Here is a 19,795-nt window from a genome sequence, read left to right on the forward strand (position 1 = left end):
AAATTAGTGTCAATAAATACTGGCAATCCTCATTTTTTCGTTTAAAAATCAAGCATTTGTTAACTATCGCAAACATCTCAAACCTAGTTATGGACTTGCTTAGCAATTCCTGGAGATGTCTAATGGTCAGATCTATGGATTAATTAGGTCTTGCAACCGTTGATCGTCTTTAATCATGTCAAAATCCGCATCAATATTAATGATAGACTTAAGTCTATCATTCAAACTCATCGCTTGTTTTAGACTAGCAATTGCTGAGTCAATCTCACCGTTTAAGGCATAATAACAAGCTTCGTTGTAGTAAAGATTAGATGAATTTGATTTTAGCTGCCGTACTCTTTCCAAACTTTTCCAGGCTTCTTGATAGCGACCAAGTTTGATCAAGGCATAGGCTCTATGGTTCCAAGCATGATGAAAATCTGGGTTGAGCTGAATAACCTGATCATAGGAAATAAGTGCTTCTTCATACTGTTCCATGTATCTGAGAGTATAACCTTGTCCAAACCAACTCCTAAAGTTGTTCGGATTAATTTTAATCGCCTCGGCATGGGCAGCCAGGGATTCGTCATATCGCTTTAATCTCTGCAGGGCTTGGCCTTTTCCTGACCAAGCCACATCGGAATCTGGCTGGAGCTGAAGCGCTTTTTGATAGGATGCGATCGCATCTTGATAGCGATTTTCAATCCACAGAGCGTGCCCTTGATTGATATAGTCATCAACTGTTAAGTATAGCTGGGGATTAGCAGACTTTAACGACTCCAGCTGTTTAGTTAGCTCTTCCAGTTTTTGTTGGACTTCTGGAGCCACAAATTCTTCTTGGATAATGGACGGAGTAATTCGAGAAATTTCGTTGAAAATCTGCTCTTTCTCATGTTGAGCAGCCACAACTAGATGCTGGAGTTGAGAAACTAAATCAGATTTAAGGGTTTCCAGCTCCTGCTTAAAAGCTTCAACTTGTCGTTTTAATTCCGTAGTGACTTCAGCGTCAATTTGCTCTTTTATTTTTTGTTCAGCTTCTTCTTGGAATTGCTTTTGCGTCTCAGACACTAATTGGTTGATGATGCTACGTCTTAGCAAGAGCACTGCCAGACTAGTAACAATAGGGATGGCGATTAGTACTGTAATTAAAAGGTTGAGCAGGTTAATCGTCCAGTCAAAGGTTCGATGAACTTCCGATTGGATATGATTGCGAATTGTGTAGCTTTTCTCTAGATTATCATTAATTAACCTTTCCACTTCCTCGCGTTGTTGGTTGGACAGTGGTGGAGTTGGTGGTGTAGAGTCAGTAAATGATGAATTAGGTTGAGCAATTGCCCCCTCAACTGATAGCAGTAAAGTAGCCAAAGTAATAGCAAGGTTAGGCTTGATTTTCATAACAACTGATATCAAGTATTGCCAATCCGAATCAACTGTGTTTTCATAATTGAGCGACAAGTAATTACATTTTATATACGAGCGCGAACATTTCGGATGCTAGGCAGTACAATTTGGATCTTATTGATGGGCTTTTTTGGGGGTCAACTTGCCCGTCGGTTGGGAGCACCTCCTTTGATTGGTATGATTGTGGTGGGTATCCTGATCGGACCAGAAGTGGGGGATGCGATCGCACCACAAGTCCTAGTTATGGCTGATGACCTACGCACCTTCGCAGTTATGGTCATTTTAATGCGGGCAGGACTGGGATTGGATCTTGAGAAACTCCTGGAGCAAGGAACTGTTGCGCTAAGGTTAGGCATTTTGCCCGCCATCACCGAAGCGATCGCAGTAGCTGTTGCCGCCATGATACTGTTTAATTTCGATTTTCCCACTGGATTACTCCTAGGCTGTGTAGTCGGAGCAGAATCCCCCGCCGTGATTGTGCCAGGAATGCTGCGACTCAAAAGTTTAGGCTGGGGCGTAGCTAAAGGGATACCAGATGTGATTCTAACTGGGAGTGCCTTATCCGATGTCCTAGTATTGCTACTCTTCAGTTTGATGGTGAATTTCTTGGCACAGGGAACGATCAACAGTAATGCTCTCCAGTTCCTACCCCTGCAAGTTCTAATCCAGGTCGCCCTTGGTGTCTTAATTGGATATATCGCTGCTCAATTAATTATTTTCCTGTTAACCAAACAAAATTGGACCGAAACTATCGTCCAAGATACCTTAATTACCGCAGCACTTGCCTTATTATTAGTAGTGTTAGCTAAAAGTATGCCATACTTTTCTGGCTATTTAGCTACCATGGCAATGGGATTTTTCCTAATACAATTAGACCCTCCCTTAGCACGACGCTTGCGAGTAGAATTTAACCATCTGTGGGTGGTAGCAGAGATTATTCTATTTGTCTTGATGGGAGCTAGTATCCAACTTCGGGTATTAGAAACAACCCTGTTACCTGGCATTTTAATCCTAGCCATTGGGTTATGTATCGGTCGGATGGTCGGGTGGTATCTCTCCACATTGGGCAGTAATTGGACTTGGCGAGAGAAACTGTTTTTGTTGCCCGGAAACTCCGCAAAAGCCACAGTACAAGCAGCCATTGGTGGTATTCCCTTGAGTCAAGGACTAGAAGGAGGTCAGACAATTTTAGCGATCGCAGCCCTCTCGATTTTGATTACCGCACCCCTAGGGGCTTGGGCAATTCCCACCTTTGCCCCTAAACTCTTATCCCAAGACCCTGTAGACCCCACCAAAGTAACCGTTGCCTCTCATACTCTCCTACTAGCCGCTGTCGATACCTCTAGTTTAGCCACCCACGTATTAACTAAAGTAGCAGATTTAGCAAGACGAAGTAATGGGGAAGTTATTGTTTTACATGTGATCACCACATCAAATCAGCCAGAAGTCAAGCAGTTACAGAACCAAACCAAACGCTTGCTCTTGGATATTCGGCATCAGTTTATTACCGTAACCGGTTCGATTCCCAAAGAAATTGTTCGCATAGCCCAAGAGCATCAAGTAACAGATATAGTGATCGGAAAACGGGGACATCAACCCTCGCAGCAAGTCCTGGTCGGTTCCGTATCTCAGGCAGTGTTAGAAACCAGTCCAATTCCAGTAATTTTGGTTGAAGAAGTGGAACGAACCTCTGAAGCTTCCCACCACTAAAGCAATCGCTCTTAAAATAAACCCCAAACCGTTATAATGTCAGTGGTAATACGCAAGTAAAGAGCAAAATATATCACAGTCATAATTCTTTAAATTATGGCTTTGCCATCTGTATCATTTTTTGATACTTTAAAAAAAAACAGCGACTAAGTCGTTGATTTGATTTGTTGATTTGATTTATTGTTACCCTCAAATGGGCAGTATTAATCCATGTTAGAGAAGTTTGATATTTTAGGATACCTGAAAGAAGATCAGTTAAAAGAGGTAGAGAAGATTGGAGAAATTAAAAAATACTCTCAGGAAGAGTTGATTGTCAAAGAAGGAGAATATAGTAGTGAAATTTACTTTATTATCTCAGGAGCCGTTGATTTATTGAAAGTTGAAACCCGTACTAATACAAATATTAAATTTGGAGAAATCCTAGCCGGGGAAACTTTCGGAGAAATGTCATTCTTCGATGAAGGACCTAGAACTTGCTCTGTAATAGCACAACCGAATACTGAAGTTTATATCTTATCTAGAACCCAGCTGCTCGAGAATGTCGATGACGCTCAAGAAATCATCAAGATTATAGATGAAGCAATAACTTATGACGTCAGTAAGCGTCTACGATATTGGACTACTCAATATATAGCTAATCTCCAAGAACAAATCGACCAGCTAAAAGAACGCAATAATTTTGGCTTGTTTTTCGTCATTATATTAGTGATGGCACTGATCGCAATACTGATTAATTCATGTTTGGATGATTTTTTGCCAAATTTTATGAATCTTTATTCAGTTGCGTTTATTTGGATACATCTTGTAGTAATAGTCATTCCTGCTTTAATTACCTTGAAAAAGTTTAATATTTCTTTAGATGAAGTAGGAGTGACAAAAATAAATTTTAAAAAATCTGTTTTAGATGGCTTGATAATCAGTGGAATAGGAATTATATTAATAGGGTTAATAGCGTTTGGAATAGATCTAATTACGACCGGAAATCAATTAACATCAAAAATATTAAAATTTCCGATATCTTTAGTATCCGTGATGTCATTGACTTATTTTATACACTCTTATATGCAAGAGTTTGTCCGAGCTACTGTGCAAACAGCTTTGCAACGATTTCTCCTAGATGAAAAAGGTTACTTTTCTGTTTTTATTGCAGCAATTTTATTTGGAATGTTTCACGTTAGCCTAGGAACTCAAGCTATACTAGTTACATTGGTTGCTGGGGAAATATTTGGTCTAATTTACCTACGTAGTTACAATTTGATAGGGGTATCATTAGTCCATTACCTTCTTGGCTATCTATTTATATATATAAGTTTAATTTGAGATGTTAAACTAGCTTCAAGTCTTATTTAAACAGGGTGCTTGGTTCAGAAATAAAATCGAAATGCTATCAGGTGCTAGGCTTTAAAAACTAAAACCTAACACCTAAAACCTAACACCTAAAACCTAACCATAAAAACTAAATTGACAGGGTATTAGTATCGCTCCCAATAAGGCTGAAAACCCCGCCGTTTTAGAATATCTACCTCCAGCCGCAGGATGCGATTATCGAGCTTAGGATTAACTGTCCCTGTAGACTCTTTCTCTTCCGAGTTGAGTCCTTCAAACCGTTGGAGGGCTGTAAACGGAAAATCTTGGGCAACACTTAATTCAGCCAAGTTTTGGCGAGCCGATAAATTCTTTGGCTCCAGTTCTAGTATCTGTTGATAAAGCCCCGTTGCCTTAGCATAGTGCTGTTGAGTAAAGTTAATTCCTGCCAACCCTAGTAAGGCACCAATTTGATCAGGCTCCCGTTCCAAAATTTCTTCGTAAGCGTTGCTAGCTAATCGCAAATCCCTAAATCCCATAGCCAATTCTCCCTGCACAAAGTAGGCATCGATATTATCAGGATTACCGGCAATCCACTCAGCTATTTCAGCTTTAGCTAACTTAGGGTCTCGCTGTGCTAAAACCTGTAGCCGTCGCAATTGTACAGGAGCATTATCTGGTGAGACCTCTAGTAGAGTAATGTACAGGGTTTCTCGTTGTGGGTCAGCAGGCAAAGTACCCACCAAACTCAACAATTCCGGCGGTGGATCAATAGAAGGCTGAGTCTGTAGCCATTGATTGAGTACCCCTTCCGCTTCCTCTTGGTCAATACGTTTAGTTTGATATGCCACACTAGTACGCCCCAGCTGGGCTAATAAATCATTGCGATCGCGAGATAGCAGCTGGTCATAGATAACCAGAGCTTTCTGTGGATCACCTTGGGCAATGTGGATTCCCGCTAACCCCCGCAAAGCACCATTGAACAAATTATTATTTGGGTTACTCTGAATAATTCTCTGATACCGCTGGATACTGGCATCGAGATTTCCCTGGCGACGGTCAATCTCTGCTAGCAATAATTCCGTACTCTGGTCGGAACCACCAGTAGACGTTGCCCTGTAACTATCAATCGCACTTGTTGCCTGGGCTAGTTGATTCTGCTTTATCAAAATCTGAGCAACACGGAAATGCAAAAAGGGTACATCTACCCCTGTAGCCAGCAAATCTTGGTAAACACTAAGCAGTTCTGGGTCAGGAGGGTCTAGACGCAACAAAGCTTGGGCTAAATCTCGTTGCTGAGCTGCTTCACTCGGTAGGGTTTGGGTTATCTCAAGCAGCCGCTGTCGCCGTTGAGTTCGGGATAACTGACCCAATTTACCTTCTAAAATAATCTGCTTCACCAACAAGCTTTGGTTATTCGACTTCACCAAAAAACTTTGGTTATTCGACTGCTCCTCGGTCAACTGCTGATAAAGCTGTAGAGCTGATGCCCACTGGCTTGGTAGCTCACTCATCACATCAGCCACTTCCCTGACTAAAGCAGAAGATGGCTTTGGTGTTGAGGCCAGCACCTGACGGTAGAGAGTAACCGCGTCTTCGGTTAGGTCAGAGCGACTCTCACGACGACCAATTTCTGAAAGGGCCCGGGCTAAGGGTAAAGCCGCCTCATCCCTCCCTCGCAACGGTTCTAGGACAGACAAAGCTTCTGTCAGTTGCCCAGAGGCTTGATAAGCTTGAGCTAAATCAGCCCGTAGATAGGTATCATTGCCATAGGATTGGGAAAATTGATTGAGCTGGGCTTCCAATACCTGTACCGCCTGAGCAGGATTCCCAGTTTCTCGTAGAGCCAGAGCATAGGCTCCGGCTGCATTTCCCGGAATTGGCTTACCGCTAGCTTGGTAACGAGCAAATAGCTCCAGGCCTTGCTGATAGTCACCACTATAGGTATAGATTTGAGCAGCACCAAGAATAATTTCTGGTGTAGGATTGCTCTCCAGCACAATTTCATAATCATCTAGGGCTTCCGGAAAACGACCTTGGTAGCCCAGCAGTAAAGCCCGCTGAGCACGAGCACCAGTATCATTAGGAGTTAGGTTTAATAAAGTGGTTAGGGCTTCAATCCCATCAGTCTGCCATTCAGGACGATAACCTCCCAATTCTCCTACTGCTTCCAGAGCCTCTTTATTGTTTGGGTCGATGGCTAAGACTTGTTGATAAGCAGCCCAAGCATCTGCATCTCGCCCTGCTCGCTGATACGCTATCGCTAGACCTAACCTCCCTTCCTTCGATTGGGGAGAGCCTTTTAGAGCTTGTTCAAAGGTTGCGATCGCATTATCCACCCATCCTTTCTTTAACAGAGAGTAACCTCGGCGTACTGCAGAAGTAACTTGTGCTTGGAGCGCTGGCACCACCGATTCAACTGGGCTGAAGATTAATACTCCTGCTAACCCAAAAACCATCAAAAAGACCCACCAACGCTGCCAGTAGAAATTTTTTTTCCCAAGAGAATGGTTATTCATTGGTCAAAAGCATGAAGGATAAACTATCAAGGATGAAGGATAAACTATCAAGGGTAAACTATCAAGGATAAACTATCAAGGATGAATCAGTGTCTATGTTCTATCTATGTCAGCAATTCTATTAGCGAGTAGCTTTAAAAACCTATTACTCATTACTCAGCACTCAATCCCACAGATTACTCACATCAAAATCAGCCCTGACTCGAACACCAAGAATTGTATCTGAAAACTCATCTCGTCCTTGCAAAGTCACACCTGCACGCACATTAGGTGAAACACGCACGTCATAGAACAATTCCCAAACATCTGGTACTTTATTACCTTCGTCCTGGCGCAAGTCATCATTAGACAATTGCCGACCATAGCCAAGCCCTAGTCGGTCATCATCCATAAACAAATCTAAGAGGTTGAGACCCACACTGTAGGTATCCCCGCTTTCATCTAAATCAAGATTTTCGTACCAACCATAGCGCCCAAACAGTCCCATCTTGAGAGCAGGAATATATAGTTCTCCATTAATCCCGTAAGCTTCTTCGCGGTCAGAGGACTTCGGACCAAACTCGTTATCCCCTCGGTTCAAAGAAAAAATTTCCTGGAATCCATCTTTCTGAGCATCCCGAGCCGATAGGTAAGTCCCCCGAATGATTGCTGTACCTACCCGAAAAGCTAGCTCTGAAGAAAACCCATCAAAGGCAAAATCATCCAGGTCTCGGTCTGAAGAAAAGCCCGCAGCTCTTACTTCCAGGTTGTCGGTTAAATTCCAGTTGAGTAGCACCCCCGGACGAGACGCAATACCAGCTGCTGCCAGAGCAGGATTCGTCTGAAACACCGGGTTAAAGAAATGGGTCGTACTATCTTTAGCAAAGCTATTGCGGTCAAAATAAGATGTCAAATCCATTAGACCAACCACAAAGCGGAGATTAGAATAGCTAGGTACAGAAGTCGTAAAGTAAAGTTCATTAAGACTTAATCCCGTTTCCTCGGTGTCGGAAAAGCCATCCCCAGTGGTGAGGTCAACTGTGGCACCAAACAAAGCATGGGGAGAAAGGGGATAAGTTCCTTGCAGCCGTAGTCTCGCTGATGTGTCTACCTGATTGAGAAAGACACCTTGTAGGTTTAGGGTCGGAGCTAGCGGGTTATCATCCTTAGGGTCAATCTCTGGAATTAATGGACGCTCTGGTGCTTCCTCAAAGTTGGTTTGTGCCAGCTTCTTAGGCTCAATCGATACCCAATCATCTTCACTGGGCTGGAAGCTCTTAGGGTCATATTGCTTGGATAAACCTACAGTCCTATTAAAGTTCCTCAGGCAGCTTTCGTTTGTGTAGGCACAACCAAATTCTTGTCCGCTACTAACCGAGTAGTATTGGCTGTTCGGGTTTGCTTGAAACCTAGTCTTGATCCTCGTGCATGAATCCTTAACAGCCCAGTCCTCCTGAGGCTTCTCAGACAAATTGGTAGAGTTGAACCTGTCCAGCCGGTCTTGGTCTGTGTTGCTCCAGACATTATTCTGTGATGGTTTCGACGTTTCGCTCTTAGGGCTAAGAGGTTTTTCCGAAACAATTTGATCCGGAAGACTAGCACATAGCCCCGAAAAATGAGCATGGGCTGGTTCTGTTTTCAGACTAGCAACACCTAACAAAATTGATAGGGTTATCGGGGCTATAAAACCCCATTTTTCTAAGGCGGAAGTCGAGGCAATGGATAATAAGTAACTTAGCCCAACCGAACGCTTTGAGGCGCTCATGCTTGGTTGATGAGTATCAATAGTAATAGGGATTTGATTTATGTCTCTCATGAGCACCACAATCAATGAAATATAACTGTGCTTAGTTAAAATTTATGGCAAATAAATGTTTTACCAGCCGATAAAAGCTGCTCCGGATTTTTTTTATTGGGGCTAATTATGTCATATAATTACGCTTGATAACTTTGTTCATAATCTTAGGTTTAATCCGAGAGCACAAGGTTTGAAAAGTCATAAATGTTATTGAATACCAATGGTAATGAACTTAATGTTAAGATCAAATTCCTACAATAAAAAAATACTAATTACCCATTAATTAGGGGATATTTAAAGCAAACTTATTCATCATATAAATACTAAAACTAGTTTAAATACTTTAAATATTTGGATAAAACCATAACATAAAAAAAATCTAAATTACTAAAAATTAAACCTAGGAAGCCTTAATCATCATAAATAAATTTGAGCAAAATAAATTTTAACAGGTTAGAATTTATTTTAATCACAATTTTATGCAACTATCGGCTATGCACAAAACCTTTATTTTTATTTGGACAAAAAAAATAGTCAAACAAAACATGACCCATTTTTTAAAAGGGGTATTTAGCATCTTTATACTCTTACTATTAAGTACTGGATGCACCCAGCTTCCATTACCAGGACGGCAATTAACTAATCGATTACTCGGTCAATCTTCCGAAGCAATTTTTCAGCTTAGGGTAACCAAATCAGACCGTCCAGGGATCTACACCGTAGCAGGAACCACGAATCTTCCCGAGGAAATTCCCATCACGGTAGCAGCGATTCGCTATTTGCACCCTAATCAAGAGCTCTCTTTCAACAGAGAGGCAAATTTTATCTATTCAATTTTGGCTTATGAAAATGTCGATGTAAAGAAGGGAAGATGGCACACCGACTTGGAACTCTGGCAAATTGCACCAGACGGTGAGTTTCAAGAAGTCTGGCAAATGGATCAGTCCAAACTTGGGTTATCACTAAAACCAGCAGAGGAAGTAACCTTTGTAGCCACCCTCGCCCCCAAAGAGTCCCTCTGGGAACTAGAAGAGCAGTTAAAGAAGCAGCGAATAACCTTAGCAAGCAGCCTGATCAACAATACATCCGATGGTCAACGGTATGTCCAGGCACGTGAAGTTCTGTCCGTTGCCTTACCCACCGGTCAGACTAAACCACCTGAACCTAGACCTGAGGATATTAATGATGGCTGGGGCAAGCGGTATCTGCTGCTACCAGAACCACCGATTATTTATAAACTTGACAAGCCTAGTCAACGTCGAATCGATGCTCCCCTTTCAACTCCTGAGTTTTTACAATGATATCTGGTTTAAGGAGTGATGGAGTGATGGGGTGATCGGGTGACCGAGTGATGGAGGGATGGAGTGATTACTCCATCCCTCCGTTCTTGTGCTTGGACAAAAGATACTGTGGAAAGGGAATTTTCCTGACCTGTTTATCCGATACTTTTTAGCTACCAAAGTCTACCAAGATAAACTTTAGTCCGCCAATGCAAGATGCTTTCACATCCAGGGGGTATCTCCGCGCTTCTGTGACGGAATATCCCGCGAGCGCCATAAAAATGTCAACAAAGTTGGTTCCACCGAGATAGAGAGCGCAACTATTAAACCCTTGGTTTTCGGCTTTAATTTAAGTTACATAATAATCCCTGTCGGTGTTCCCCTAATTTAAGTTTAACAAATAATAAGAGTTTTTGGTAGACTCTGCGACGTTTTCTCTAGCTGTTTACTAACCCTCACCTGTTCATCCCCTCACCCCTTGAGAGTACTGATACTAATATCGCCCATCACAACACACTGGCAAGCTAGACGTGCGTGAGGATTGTCTGGAGCTAACACATCCAGCAAATCCTGCTCATCAGCTGTGATAGGTGACAGGTATTCAATGCCTCTGACTACCTCGATTAGACAGGTGCCACAGGATGCTTCCCGACAACCAAAAAGAAGGGAAATGGGATGCTCATCGCAGATGTCAGCTAGGTTTTGGTTAGGTTCGACTTCAAGGGTTTTTTGATCGTCTTCAACGTGAATAGTCACCATAGCAACAATTTGGGTATCTCATGTATAACATTACTGGAGCAGGAACTGGCAAAAGTTTGACCTAACGCTTAACGGATCTCGAGAACTGCTTAAACTCTCGAATGTTATTTGCGACAGCTTTTTCAACTGAACCGGATGAAGCCATCAGGCGCATCTCGCGATTAACAGGTGACAGATAGTCTAGACCTTCGAGAAACTTGCGGATATCCGATAGAAGACGCTGGTGATATTTAGCTGCCAAATATAAGCCTTCATGTTCCTGACAGAAACACTTCTCCATCATCAGTAGTGCTTCTTGCTTAGACATGCTAAATAGAGGTGTTTGCAAGAGCTTATACACCATAGGCATAAGATTTCCACCAAAGGTACCAGGGAGTGTAGTAGATAGCCCATTAAACACATCGGTTTGTAAGCTGTGGATCGTTTGGTTACCAATGTACTTCTCCCAGGCGTTTGGCTGAGGGAAATCCTTATAGATTTCGTGGGACATTAACTGAGACGTTGCGGTGTGGAAACTTTCGTCTAGTAGATGATAACGAGAAACTGCTGTTGGAGCGGGAATAAACTCACCCTTTTTCTCTAATCTCTTATATAACTGGGAAAAACTATATTCCTTATTTTTGAGATTTAAATTGCCGATCCCACGGGCAGTATAGTACTGGCTCGCTAGAAAAGGAGAATTACTGATACTGATGGTGTACACTTGCATTCCCAAAGGAGAGCTTGTACGTCCACCCATCCCTTTAAAAGCAGCTAATGTTTTATCCATTTCCTTAGGTTTGGTTGACCTAGGACAGTGAAAAACTGTTTCGCCCATTAGGGCTAACTCTGTCTTACTACCAATAGTGTTAAAGGCACGAACATGGTAACGTTCTTGATTAGTTTCAAGGTCTAGCGCATGGCAGAGAACTTCGTAATCATCAAAGGGAAAGAAGGCATTTGCTGTAACTTCATTAAATAAAATTGTATTCGTTTCAGTAGCAGCAATTAAATAGTAATTCAAAGCCCAATAGAGATGATTTAGAGCTTTTTGTTGTGAGGGTGAAGCCGCTTCATAGAGGGGGCTACCGTACAGCATTGAAAGCTCAGGCTCACCCCAGTAATAATCGCTATTGCTGCTATAATCAAAGTTTTTATACAACTCCTCTATTTTTTCGGTGTAATCTGACTCAGTGTTACGCCGATAATTAACATCCATCAGCTTAAGATTCTTGCGACCATGGACAACCTTGTCTGATGGAGTTGAAAATTGACTTCCTTTTTCTGGTGCTTTATGGGTTTTTAGCATACTATTATCCTTAGGTAAAAACTACGTAATCTACGTAATCTATAAGTTAGATGGTCTCCAGTACCCTGCAGTATTGTTCATAGTAAACGTGGCAATTGGTAATGGCTAATGGATCAATAGTAATTACAATTACCAATTACCAATTACCAATTACCAATTACCAATTACCAATTACCAAGCTTGACAATATCGATAATTAAAAATTCACAATTTAGGAAAGAGGAACTGGGCGATACTGACTGTAGTAATCTGGCATTTGGAGTCCTTGAATTTTTAAACTTTGTATTCGGTGTAAAAATGCAGCCCCATTCATGATGTGGTGAGCCACATCAACCACACTGCGATTGTTTGGAGCAGCGAGGTAAGACCCTTGCACCCAGTTATTAAAGCTGCCCATTGCAGGTCCGCACCAAATCTGATAATCGATTTCTCTGCCTTTCTCCCCTGACTTCGACCAACGAGATGACAATCCTAGGTACCAGCGGAAAATCAGAGCCATTTTCACCTTAGGATTATTGGCAGCTTGTTTTATTTTATCAGGATTTCGTTGGGATATATAAGCTATGGTATCCTCCCAGATTGCTTCAATTTTTCTCTGGAAAATTTGTTTTTCCAGTTTTTCTCTTTCCTCGATAGGAATAGCTTCAATCGAGTCATAGCTTCTATATAACTCAAAGAGTTTCTGGGCCCGTAGGGGGAAGAGGGTACCTTTTTTGAGGACTTGAAGTTTTACCCCCATTTCAAACATATCTGCTGCTGGAGCCATGGTGACATCAGTCATATCAGCTTTAGCCAACACTTCCTTAGTATGTTGAGAGGTTCCAGCTTCAAGGCAAGACTGATTAATAGAGCCAGTCACAACATAAGCCGCACCCATCATAAAAGCAGCTAAGGCTGATTGTGGCGTACCAATCCCACCAGCAGCTCCAACTCGAATCGGGTTTTCATAACCATATTTTTCCTGAATTTCATCCCTCAATTCCAAGATAGAAGGTAACAGACAAACCAAAGACCGATTATCTGTATGACCACCTGAATCAGCTTCTACAGTGATATCGTCTGCCATGGGAACTTTTTCTGCCAAAGTTGCCTGTAGCTCACTGATTAATCCCTGCTCAACAAGTTTTTTAAGGATTTGTGTTGGAGCAGGCTGCAGAAATTTCGCAGCAACTTCTCTTCTAGATATTTTAGCAATAACTTTATTTTTTATTTCGATTTGATTAGCGGTATTGAGTCCTAATCCAGCAGCTCGATAATAAACAATATTGGGAGTTAAATCTAGAAATGCAGACGCTTCTACAGTTTTAACACCATAATTGAGAAATAGATCAACAGCATGGCGTTCAATCGCAGGTTCACTGGGACTATGAATTAAATTAAAGGCGTAGGGACCTTGGGGTAAGGCTTGTTGAATAAGTTTAATAGCTGCTTCCAGGCGGGAAGGACTTAATCCGCCAGCACCAAATGAACTCAAAATTCTCTCTTTGCCGAGAGCAATGACCATCTCCTCAGATGCAATTCCACCAGCCATCGCTCCAGTAACATAGGCAGATTTTACCCCATGAAAGGATAAAAAACTGGGATCGCCTAACTGTTGAATTTGTATTGGTGGAACTGCCATCAGCAGCTCTACTTGAGAGCTCTTGCCATTTTCGGAAGGATACCAGTACCCTTCTTGGGTTACGCCAATCTGTCCTTGGGATCTAACGATATAACAGGACTTTTCTAAATCTAGCAGTTTAGCCTTAATTCCTCGATCATCAAATGCTATCCCATCCAAATCCCCTTTCCAACCTTGATTTTGACCATAGAAACAATTAAAAAATCCAATTTTATTATCTTTTTGGTTATTATTTTTGCTTAGAGGTGTATCTAAAGCAGTCATTGGTTTAGAACTAGTTTGAGTCATTATAATACAGCTGATTTGGTTAAATTAATAATTATAGTTTAGTAGATTTGCATGAAAATTACCTGTCCAAATTTTGGTAATATCAAGTCCGATAGCTTATTTTAATTGGGTTTTACTGCTACCAGACTTGATATCAAATCAGGCTAGTTAATTGATACAGAACCTTTATCCTATTAATGTTTTTCTCAGGTTATGAGAGATTATTGTAGGTGTCGATAGCAAATTGGGCACGCTCATCAGGAGATTCTATTTCAGCAAACTGCTCAATAAAGTTGTTCGCCTCATCAAAGCTCCACAGCGGATCACCACCTTCTCCGTTCTGGGCTATATAGTGTACGGCAGCCTTAAAGACAGCACGAGCAGCATTTTTGGTATACGGCACACCTGGATCACCACCACCAAACTCTAAATCCAGATGCCAGAGCAAGACATTGCACTCTGCAGGAAATGGTTTGTGCTCCCGCAGCTGCATAGTTTCCATGCAGCGTTCATGGGAATAGGAATCAGCAAGGGAATGGAGAAAAATCCCTAAAGCCGTGATAGAGCTTGCCGGTACAGTTTTGAATCTCCGACGATTCAAAGAGTATTTAGGGGTTACCAGTAGATCGTCAGAATTGCCGTAAATAGCCCACTGGTCCATGGTATTTAACTCTGGGATTCCCCTTGGACAGGAGTCGGAACTGTCCGTGAAGTAGTTGCAAGTGTTGCATTCGCTGGCGTCAGTGGGATAGGACACACCGAATGAATCAGTGCAACCGCGTCGGGGAAAGTGCCAGTATAGACTATACGGGCCAAAGCGTCCCGTATTGGTGAGACGCACGTTGGTGCCGTTGTAACCTGTGAAATTAATTGAGTCCACAGCTTGATTGGTAACTGCAATCTGTTCTGCCAATTCTGGCGAGAAACCCGCTGCCCGCACTAGGGTGCGGGTAAATTCGTAATGAAAGGTACTGTGTCCTTTGAGTCCGTTGCGGTAGAACTCGTTGAAGGCATTTGTAGGTAACACCCAGCAGAGAATTAGCACGATGGTAGATACCCAAGTCAATAAAAATAGTGTTTTACGCTTCATATTTGGTTGATACACAATTATGATTCAGAATCAAGCAACTGCTTTGAAAACGTTACTTGGTGCTGAATAATGTTGCCAATTTGCTTCAAGGATTCTTGTTGATTCCTTAAAAAAGCAGCATGGTTTTTGGTGATGCGAGATGTATTATAACTCAGTTTTTGATACTGATTTTTTTGTAATCCAATTAGGGTTATTTCCGGAACAAAATTGTGATTTTTTTGGGATAATTCTAGACTGCAAATATTATTATCCAGCGGCATTTTATTAGGGTGGCCACAGTCTAATTTTTCGGTGCTTGTAAGGCTGTAATTGAAAGCACACTTAGCACTATTTTCATGGTTTAGGACAGTACTTTGAATATTTGATGAAGTTACGGGTTCAGATGGTTCAACATTGGGCAAAGTCTGTGGCTGTTCCCAAGTCTTATGAATTAGGACGTTTGATGATAGAGTTTCAGCAATTTCCTGGTTAGTATTGCTCAAAATTCTGGACTTAATCCGGCTCCCACCCAAGGTTATGGTTTTAACCATTGAGCGCCGCTGACCAGCATTTTCTGGTTCCTGAGTATACAGCGGCGACAAATCTAGAGAGACTTGATGACTAACTAGCTTGGCCAAAGCTTTGACAATAGAGGTATGGTCGTTTGAACCTCTTTTATTGAGGGAAACTGTGACATGTTCCTTATCCTTGAGGTTTTCACCAATCCATCTAGAACAAGTACTCCCAGCGCCTACCTCCACAAAGATCTTGGCTCCATTGTCATAAACTTGGTTAATTAGCCGAGGAAAATCGAGGGGCTGACAAAGACCCTTGGCGATAGCGTGACCAATGGCATGACTCTCAAGGGTAATGGGTTTGTAGTCGGCTGCGGAATAAAAAATAGTATCTGGTTGACTATAGATAGGTAAACTTGTGAGTCTAGCAAGTTCATGGTATTCAGAAGCCATGGCGTCACAATGAAGTACATCATCGGCAGGAGCACGGAAGGCATCGCATTTGAGAGTGTCAATCATCCTCCGACAAGCTTGAGGATCACCAGCAATTACCACTTCTTTTGGCGTATTGATATGAGTAAGATAGACGCGATTCTCATGTTTGAGATATTCCACAACTTGGGATACCGGAGTCATCAGAACATAGGTACTCCAAATTTGTTTGTGCTGATCATCGTTGCCTTGGGGTAATCCCCAATACTCACGAACTGCGTTTTTAGGACCAGACAGTCTTCTGCGAAATATCTCAGAGGAGCTTAAGCCATCGATAGCTTGATCATAGTTACTCCAGACCGACTGACCAATCATCATACTAAGTTCCCCTAGGCTGTACCCAAAGGTAGATTGAGCCTGAACTTGGAAATAATCCCTCATGATTATGGTCAAGATTCTAACAAAGCCCATTCCAGATATGAGCATGCTATGGGAATCATCTAACAGTTGCTGTTCAAGGACTTCCAGTTGCTTTCTGGATAAGGAATTTAAGCTCCTTGGATAAAAAAGTCTTTCCCTGAGCATCGAAGCCATACTGGCGATATGTTTATCTGCCTCCTCGTAGACTTTGGGAAACAGTCGAAAAATATTCTGACCTAGTCCGATATAGGAATTGAAAGCACCGGGATAAACAAATGCAACGGTACCCCGTTTAGCCAGTGGTTTAGCTGTAAAATAGCTTCCCATAGGCGTTTGCCAGTCTTTACCTGTATCAAAAGCCTTGGGAATCCCTTTAATTGCACGCTGGATCTCTCGTTTTAATTCATCGTTATTGTGTCCGAGAATTGCCAGGGTATAAGCGGCCTGAGAACGTTTTTGAAAGGTGGCAAAGGTTTGGCGAGCAGCAGTAGATAGAGAAACACAATTTTCGATAGTTTGTTCTAAATTATGGAGCTGCTCGAGTAACTCCGATTGACCATCAGCAGCTATGGGAAACAGATAAAACGGTGTTTGCTCCAAATAGTTGCTGTTGCGATCGCATTGACTCTGTTCCTCTGACAAAATTATATGGGAATAAGCCCCATCCATTCCCATACCGTTAATTGCTGCTACTCGTTTGGCGCTCTGTGGTTCTAAAAACCAAGGTCTTGATGCACTTGCCACATAAAATGGACTACCTTGCCAAACCTCCGGCATTTTAGGACCAGTCCATTGAGGTGTTCCTGGAATATATCGGTTATAGAGACACAGTGCCGTTTTGATTAAGCTAGCAATTCCTGAAGCAGCATAGGTATGACCAATATTTGCCTTGACACTACCTATGGCACAACTTAAATCAGCCTTAGCAGTTTGATAGGCTTGGGTTAATCCGCGAATTTCTGCCTCATCCTCCTGAGCTACTCCACTACCAAACACTTCTAAATAGCCAATATCCGCAGGTGTGATGTCTGCTTGAGTATGAGCCTGTTGACACGCTTGTATTACAGCTTCAGCCAGAGGCGGTTGAGGGAAAGGATTGACCTGGTCTGATGTCCCACGGGGTTTTACCAAACTCATGGCATCAATCACTGCATAAATACGGTCTTGCTCCTGCTTGGCTGTATCAAGACGCTTTAAAACCACAGCGCCAGCCCCTTCACCAACCATCCAGCCATTAGTGTTTTGGTCGTAACTGAGGGTATTAACTCCTGTGTTTACCTTTGCCAATTGGTTTCGCAACAAAACATTTTCCAGACCGCCAGCTAGGTCAACAGCACCCACAACAACCGCATCTACTTCCCCAGCAGCGAGTAATAGTTGTGCCGTTTCTAGAGCTTTGAAGGTGGAATTTTCCCCAGCACCGAGGGTGAAGGAAAGCCCGTTGAAATCCCACAGAGCAGAAATACGACTGGCTGTGATCACACCGAGGTAACCCAGATAGTCACTGGTTTTTGCCTGGTGGTGGATGCTATCTTTAACAATGCTTTCTAGGGTATCGATAGCTTCGGAGGTTAAGGATTGATTCGTCTCAACAAAACCTTCTTTGAGTTGCCAAGACAGATGCCATCGCTGCTGAAGCTGATGACCAGAAAGTTCGGTTTCTGCAGCGATAATCACTGCCACATTTCCCCCCTCACTTAGTCCTGCATCTTTGATAGCACGCTCGGTTACCTTAAGCATTAGCAGTTGCTGAGGATTGAGTGTGTCTGCTTCATTGGGCGGTATCTTAAACCGTAATGTATCAATGTCAAAATCTTGGATGTAAGCGCCTAAGGGTGCTTTACCGTCTGTAAAGCCATAGTCTTTGAGCAATTGCTCTTGCTCCTCGATTCCCTTCCAGCGCTGGTTAGGAAGGGGGATAAAATGCTGGGTTCCATCATAAATACTGCGCTCAAACCCATCCAAACCATCACAGCAGCCAAAAAAGCTGTCCATGCCCACAATCGCCATCTTAGTAGCTGGCACCGGTGTAGAGGCTTCCGGTTCAAAATCAGGAATTTCTTCGACCTGAGTCGATTGCTCAAGAATCAAATGAGCATTATTTCCCCCAAAACCGAAGGCATTAATAGCTGCGCGTTTAAGCGGTTTATTGTTCGGCCAGGGAGTTGCAGCTCGAACCACTTGCTCCGCTGCAATCACATTATTAGGAGAGCTGAGGGGAGTCGTTATATTAATGGTCGGGGGTATTACACCCTTTGACATACTCAAAATGACTTTCATCATGCTGGCCATACCAGCAGCAGTTAGCAGGTGACCCAAATTAGATTTGACAGAACCCACCAGCATAGATGCTTGATGCTGACCAAAAAAGGTATCTACAGAGCCTAATTCAGTGGTATCACCAAGGAAAGTACCAGTAGCATGGCATTCTAAATAATCGATGCTCTTTGGACTAATGTTTGCCTCAGCATAGGCTCGTTTATAGGCTAAAATTTGGCCTCGGGGGTTCGGACTCAGCAGGTGCTTTCCCCGACCATCATTGGATAATCCGTTACCACAGATTGTGGCATAAATTTGATCACCATCTCGAATCGCGTCACTGTAGCGCTTGAGCACCACCATACCAATCCCATCGGCTGGGGTTAGACCTTTGGACGATTGATCTAAGGGTCGGCTGATATCATGTTCAGGGTAACCCTGAACACCAGAAAATAGCATCCGAACATAAATTGGATCGGCATGACTAATGGCTCCCGCTAACATCAAATCAGCTTTGTGGGATAGTAGGTAATGACTTGCCAATTTCACAGCATACAGTGATGAGGAACAGGCCGAGTCTAGGGTATAGTTAATATCGGATAGAGAAAAAGCTTGGGCGACTAACGCTGAGAGCACCCCAGAGTTCATCCCATTATACAGAGATAATTTTGCAGATTTCGGTAATTTTGCCAACTGGAAGTTTTGATTCTGCAAAAGCTCCCTAAGTGCAGCTTCGATAGTGTGCTGATAAATCGATCCAAAGAGTTCATTCGAGAGTGGAGTAAGGCTTGAGAGATTACCCAAAATTACACCACACTTTGAGAGCACACTGTCATTGCTCAAATAATTACTGTCTTGTAGTGCTTGTTTGGCAACATACAGGCACCTTTGGAAGAGAGGATCTAACCCTTCCAGAAGTTCTGACGGCAAGTTGTATCCAGTGACATCAAACGTAAAATCTCGGATATATCCTCCCATTAAGGAGTAGGTTTTATCCGGTTGATTTTTTAATGGATTAAAAAATTTTGCCGGATCAATTACCATGTCTTCCTTAGTTAATAAGGAAGTGGAATCTTTTTTGCTAATCAGATTCTGCCAGAATTCTTCTGGAGTTTTGGCATCAGGGAAGAGGCAAGATAATCCAATTATTGCTATTTTTTCCATAGATAATTTATCAAAAATGACAGTTTTGGC

Annotated in this window: 11 protein-coding genes; 3 read left to right on the top strand and 8 right to left on the bottom strand. The window is 42.5% G+C overall.

The features are described from left to right. Window positions 1-132: 132 nt before the first annotated feature. The gene (locus F6J99_RS12800; protein ID WP_293113245.1) at window positions 133-1,374 is read right to left on the bottom strand and encodes a tetratricopeptide repeat protein; all 1,242 of its coding nucleotides are present in this window, start codon (window positions 1,372-1,374) and stop codon (window positions 133-135) included. Between the two features lie 96 nt (window positions 1,375-1,470). Here F6J99_RS12800 and F6J99_RS12805 point away from each other — a divergent pair, with 96 nt between their 5' ends. After that, entirely contained in the window at window positions 1,471-3,090 is a 1,620-nt protein-coding gene (locus F6J99_RS12805; RefSeq protein WP_293113259.1) for a cation:proton antiporter, read from the top strand. Window positions 3,091-3,300: 210 nt separating this feature from the next. Further along, window positions 3,301-4,410 (top strand): cyclic nucleotide-binding domain-containing protein, encoded by a 1,110-nt coding sequence (locus tag F6J99_RS12810; protein ID WP_293113246.1) that lies wholly within the window; start codon window positions 3,301-3,303, stop codon window positions 4,408-4,410. 152 nt (window positions 4,411-4,562) lie between these two features. Here F6J99_RS12810 and F6J99_RS12815 read toward each other — a convergent pair whose 3' ends face one another. Together F6J99_RS12815 and F6J99_RS12820 are read right to left on the bottom strand one after the other, a co-directional pair. Further along, window positions 4,563-6,914, bottom strand: coding sequence for a tetratricopeptide repeat protein (locus F6J99_RS12815; RefSeq protein WP_293113247.1), 2,352 nt, complete (start codon window positions 6,912-6,914; stop codon window positions 4,563-4,565). A gap of 163 nt (window positions 6,915-7,077) precedes the next feature. Further along, window positions 7,078-8,709: a hypothetical protein gene (locus F6J99_RS12820; RefSeq protein WP_293113248.1), complete on the bottom strand. Its 1,632-nt coding sequence runs from the start codon at window positions 8,707-8,709 to the stop codon at window positions 7,078-7,080. A 527-nt stretch (window positions 8,710-9,236) separates the two neighbouring features. Here F6J99_RS12820 and F6J99_RS12825 point away from each other — a divergent pair. Next, window positions 9,237-9,992 carry a hypothetical protein gene (locus F6J99_RS12825; RefSeq protein WP_293113249.1) on the top strand — a complete coding sequence of 252 codons (756 nt, stop codon included), beginning with the start codon at window positions 9,237-9,239 and terminating at the stop codon, window positions 9,990-9,992. Window positions 9,993-10,442: 450 nt separating this feature from the next. On the opposite strand, the gene F6J99_RS12830 is transcribed toward F6J99_RS12825, so the two are convergent. From F6J99_RS12830 to F6J99_RS12850, 5 genes are all read right to left on the bottom strand, one after another. Next, window positions 10,443-10,730, bottom strand: a complete 288-nt coding sequence (locus F6J99_RS12830; protein ID WP_293113250.1) for a 2Fe-2S iron-sulfur cluster-binding protein — start codon at window positions 10,728-10,730, stop codon at window positions 10,443-10,445. Window positions 10,731-10,791: 61 nt separating this feature from the next. Then, on the bottom strand, window positions 10,792-12,018 hold the full coding sequence (locus tag F6J99_RS12835; protein ID WP_293113251.1) for a hypothetical protein: 1,227 nt from the start codon (window positions 12,016-12,018) through the stop codon (window positions 10,792-10,794). 211 nt (window positions 12,019-12,229) lie between these two features. Then, window positions 12,230-13,927, bottom strand: coding sequence for a PfaD family polyunsaturated fatty acid/polyketide biosynthesis protein (locus tag F6J99_RS12840; RefSeq protein WP_293113252.1), 1,698 nt, complete (start codon window positions 13,925-13,927; stop codon window positions 12,230-12,232). 190 nt (window positions 13,928-14,117) lie between these two features. Continuing rightward, the gene (locus F6J99_RS12845; protein WP_293113253.1) at window positions 14,118-14,996 is read right to left on the bottom strand and encodes a hypothetical protein; all 879 of its coding nucleotides are present in this window, start codon (window positions 14,994-14,996) and stop codon (window positions 14,118-14,120) included. 17 nt (window positions 14,997-15,013) lie between these two features. Then, window positions 15,014-19,765: a PfaB family protein gene (locus F6J99_RS12850; protein ID WP_293113254.1), complete on the bottom strand. Its 4,752-nt coding sequence runs from the start codon at window positions 19,763-19,765 to the stop codon at window positions 15,014-15,016. Window positions 19,766-19,795 lie beyond the last annotated feature (30 nt).

Source organism: Moorena sp. SIO4G3 (assembly GCF_010692305.1).
GTDB classification, from domain to species: domain Bacteria; phylum Cyanobacteriota; class Cyanobacteriia; order Cyanobacteriales; family Coleofasciculaceae; genus Moorena; species Moorena producens_A.

Excerpts from the sequence above, each read along its gene's own strand:
- F6J99_RS12800 (WP_293113245.1), bottom strand. The coding sequence starts at position 1,374 with ATGAAAATCAAGCCTAACCTTGCTATTACTTTGGCTACTTTACTGCTA.
- F6J99_RS12805 (WP_293113259.1), top strand. The coding sequence starts at position 1,471 with ATGCTAGGCAGTACAATTTGGATCTTATTGATGGGCTTTTTTGGGGGT.
- F6J99_RS12810 (WP_293113246.1), top strand. The coding sequence starts at position 3,301 with ATGTTAGAGAAGTTTGATATTTTAGGATACCTGAAAGAAGATCAGTTA.
- F6J99_RS12815 (WP_293113247.1), bottom strand. The coding sequence starts at position 6,914 with ATGAATAACCATTCTCTTGGGAAAAAAAATTTCTACTGGCAGCGTTGG.
- F6J99_RS12820 (WP_293113248.1), bottom strand. The coding sequence starts at position 8,709 with ATGAGAGACATAAATCAAATCCCTATTACTATTGATACTCATCAACCA.
- F6J99_RS12825 (WP_293113249.1), top strand. The coding sequence starts at position 9,237 with ATGACCCATTTTTTAAAAGGGGTATTTAGCATCTTTATACTCTTACTA.
- F6J99_RS12830 (WP_293113250.1), bottom strand. The coding sequence starts at position 10,730 with ATGGTGACTATTCACGTTGAAGACGATCAAAAAACCCTTGAAGTCGAA.
- F6J99_RS12835 (WP_293113251.1), bottom strand. The coding sequence starts at position 12,018 with ATGCTAAAAACCCATAAAGCACCAGAAAAAGGAAGTCAATTTTCAACT.
- F6J99_RS12840 (WP_293113252.1), bottom strand. The coding sequence starts at position 13,927 with ATGACTCAAACTAGTTCTAAACCAATGACTGCTTTAGATACACCTCTA.
- F6J99_RS12845 (WP_293113253.1), bottom strand. The coding sequence starts at position 14,996 with ATGAAGCGTAAAACACTATTTTTATTGACTTGGGTATCTACCATCGTG.
- F6J99_RS12850 (WP_293113254.1), bottom strand. The coding sequence starts at position 19,765 with ATGGAAAAAATAGCAATAATTGGATTATCTTGCCTCTTCCCTGATGCC.